This is a genomic window from Mycobacterium sp., assembly GCF_035603715.1.
Classification (GTDB): Bacteria; Actinomycetota; Actinomycetes; order Mycobacteriales; family Mycobacteriaceae; genus Mycobacterium.
This window is the reverse complement of record NZ_DATNJW010000219.1, coordinates 1-2,778: the sequence shown is the minus strand read 5'-3', so window position 1 is coordinate 2,778 and position 2,778 is coordinate 1. Positions and strand designations below refer to the sequence as shown.

Annotated in this window: 5 protein-coding genes; 2 read left to right on the top strand and 3 right to left on the bottom strand. The window is 63.4% G+C overall.

Annotation, left to right across the window (positions count from 1 at the left end):
• The first annotated feature begins 106 nt into the window (after positions 1-106).
• Positions 107-541: a DUF402 domain-containing protein gene (locus VN856_RS09195; protein WP_325688207.1), complete on the top strand. Its 435-nt coding sequence runs from the start codon at positions 107-109 to the stop codon at positions 539-541.
• 29 nt (positions 542-570) lie between these two features.
• Here the strand turns inward: VN856_RS09195 and VN856_RS09190 are convergent, their stop codons facing one another.
• The 3 genes from VN856_RS09190 to VN856_RS09180 form a co-directional block, all read right to left on the bottom strand.
• Complete coding sequence (locus VN856_RS09190; protein ID WP_325688205.1) at positions 571-1,077, bottom strand: hypothetical protein; 507 nt, start codon at positions 1,075-1,077, stop codon at positions 571-573.
• Entirely contained in the window at positions 1,074-1,643 is a 570-nt protein-coding gene (locus VN856_RS09185) for a hypothetical protein (RefSeq protein WP_325688203.1), read from the bottom strand. Before VN856_RS09185 ends, VN856_RS09190 begins: the two co-directional genes overlap by 4 nt.
• Before the next feature lie 112 nt (positions 1,644-1,755).
• On the bottom strand, positions 1,756-1,911 hold the full coding sequence (locus tag VN856_RS09180; RefSeq protein ID WP_325688201.1) for a DUF6131 family protein: 156 nt from the start codon (positions 1,909-1,911) through the stop codon (positions 1,756-1,758).
• Positions 1,912-2,028: 117 nt separating this feature from the next.
• Here VN856_RS09180 and VN856_RS09175 point away from each other — a divergent pair, with 117 nt between their 5' ends.
• The gene (locus tag VN856_RS09175; RefSeq protein ID WP_325688199.1) at positions 2,029-2,697 is read left to right on the top strand and encodes a response regulator transcription factor; all 669 of its coding nucleotides are present in this window, start codon (positions 2,029-2,031) and stop codon (positions 2,695-2,697) included.
• The last annotated feature ends 81 nt before the right edge of the window (positions 2,698-2,778 follow it).

Here is a 2,778-nt window from a genome sequence, read left to right as displayed (position 1 = left end):
CGTTGGAAGATCCGGCTTCGCCGCTGATACGAGGTACGCCATTCACGCCCCCAAGCACGAGACGTTCGACCTGCGCGGCCGCACCAACACCGATCCGAAGGGCATCGTGCGGGCGGTGGATGACTATGTCGTGCAGCCGTGGGGTCTCTACCTGGCCCGGCCCACGCCCGGCCGTGCGCAGTTTCACTACCTCGAATCGTGGCTGCTGCCGTCACTGGGCTTGCGGGCGACGATCTTTCACTTCAACCCCGGCCACGAACGCGACCAGGACTACTACCTCGACGTCGGCGAATACACACCCGGTCCGGATGTGTGGATCTCCGAGGATCACTACCTCGACCTCGTGGTCCGTACCGGCCGGGGTGTGACCTTAACCGACACCGACGAACTGTTGGACGCGATGCGGCACGGCCTGCTGGCCCCTGAGGTCGCAGCGAAGGCCGTCCACCGTGCTGTGCACGCGGTGGACGGCCTTGCCCGCAACGGCTATGACTTCAATGCCTGGCTCGCCGCCGAAGGCATGCCACTCGTGTGGCGCTGAACAGCGAATTCTGTTGTCGTACAGCTAGTTCAGACGGCGAGCAGACGGTCGAAGAATTCGCGGTAGTGCATCAGAGCCACCCGCAGATCTTCAGTGGAGGCCTCTTGCCCTTGCGACCACTGTTCTTCCAACCGGGACCGTGCCTGAGCGAATCCGGTCGTGAGGTGCTCGACCAGATCGGAAACCAGGTGGTCTGCCTTCTGGACGCACTCCTTGGGATTGTCGACGAATGCGGCCTGAACGCCGGCCCACCGCGAACGCAGATCCGCGACATCGTCGCCGGCGAAAAGCTCTTCTGCGGTTGACGATTCGTGGTCCACCGTAGGCGGCTCCGCCTCGACGGGATCGGCAACGGGCTCCGGCTCGCGTACCGCCTCGGCTCCGATGTCGTCGGCAGCGGGTTGCGGCTCGCGTACCGGCTCCGCCCCGATGTCCTCGGCAGCGGATCCCGGCTTGTGCGCCGCGTCCGCCGCGTTCGCGTCGTCGATACGCGGTTCTGGTTCTGCTGCGACGGGTTGCTCTTCATGTACGGTCATGCGCTTGCCTCCTGTGATGCTTGCTTGTCGGTCGGGGTTTCGAGCAACTTCTCGAACAGCGCCCGGTAATGCACGAACGCCTCTCGCTGTTGCTCGGTGTCGGCCTGCTGCTCCGTGACGTGGATACCGTGAGCCGCCCGGTAGTTGTCGACGATCTGCGGGTGGTCGACGGAGATGTCCGCGGCCCGCTGGTCGAATTCGTCGACGGGATAGCCCCTTTGGCGCATTACCTCAGTCACCAAACGGTCGGCAACGCCGACGGCCGTCGCGGGGTTGTCCACGAATCCGGCCTGCACCTCTTGCCAGCGGGCGGAGAATTCCGAGTGCGCCGAAGGCGAGAGCGGAACGATGTCGAGCTTGTCATGCTCGCGTTCCCGCGTCGTGAGTTCGCGCACCGCACCTTTCTCGCTACCGGTCTCATCGACCACCCGCTCGTACTCGGTGCCGTAGTGCTCTTTGAGCCGCTTCGTTTTTGAGCGAAAGCTGATCATGCTTATGACAACTGCCGCCGCGACCACCACAACGACAGCGACGGCCGCGATCAAGATCCATTCCCAGATGGGCATCGCAGGCTCCTTTCTGACATGCGTTGAATAACCCCTTCAGCGAAGGGGCAAACGTGAATTTGTGACGTACGGCATACGTCGCGGCGCCCGGCTCGACTTGAACGTCGGACGCTCAGAAATAGTGGCGCCGGCCGCCGATTGCGCGTCCGCTGGCGCCCAGGATGGCCAGGATCGCGCCGACGACGAGCGCGACGATGCCCAGAGTCCACAGGATGGAGATCTTGAGTAGAAATCCCGCGATCAGCAGGATGACGCCGAGAGTGATCATGGTTGAGCCCTTTCCTCAGGTGATGGGTGACCGATGTTCGGGTCGGCCGGCCCTGGAACAAGTCGACCACTCCTGAGGGGGTACAAATACACCCCTAAGGGGGTAATGTCGCCCGGCATGCCACACACACCTCGCGCGCCGATCACCGTTGCGCTGGTCGATGACTACGACGTCGTCGTCAAGGGTGTGGCCAACATGTTGGAGCCGTATCGCGACCGGATCGTCGTCGCGGAACTCGACTCCAGCGTTTCCGTCAAAGACGATGTCGACATCGTCTTGTACGACTCATTCGCCCAACCCGAGTCCGATCACGAAGAGATCGGACATCTCGTCGCCAACCCACGTGCGCATCGAGTTGTGGTGTACACCTGGAACTTTCACCCTGACCTTGTCCAGAGCGCACGGCAACATGGCGCCGAGGGGTATCTGTCAAAGACGCTGCCCGCGCGAGAGCTGGTGGCGGCCTTGGAGGCCGTGCACGCCGGCCAAGTGGTTATCAGTGATGTGGCGACGCGCGCACGCAGCGCGCCCGGGCTGGACTGGCCCGGCCGCGGCGAAGGGCTCAGTGAACGCGAGGCGGAGATTCTGGCGTTGATCACCCAGGGCATGAGCAACGCCGACGTCGCGCGGCTGACCTATCTGAGCCCGAACACAGTGAAGTCTTACATCCGCACCATTTATCGCAAGCTCGGCGTGAGCAGTCGCACCCAGGCCGTCTTGTGGGGTGTCAAGCACGGGTTCACGCCCGATCACCACCGCATCGATCACTGGCGCGGCGGACCTTAGCGGCGGTCACAGCCAATCGGGAGTTTCTCGGGCGTGGGCGGGCGGGTACGTAGCCAGACATGAGTTTCAGCAATCAGCGGC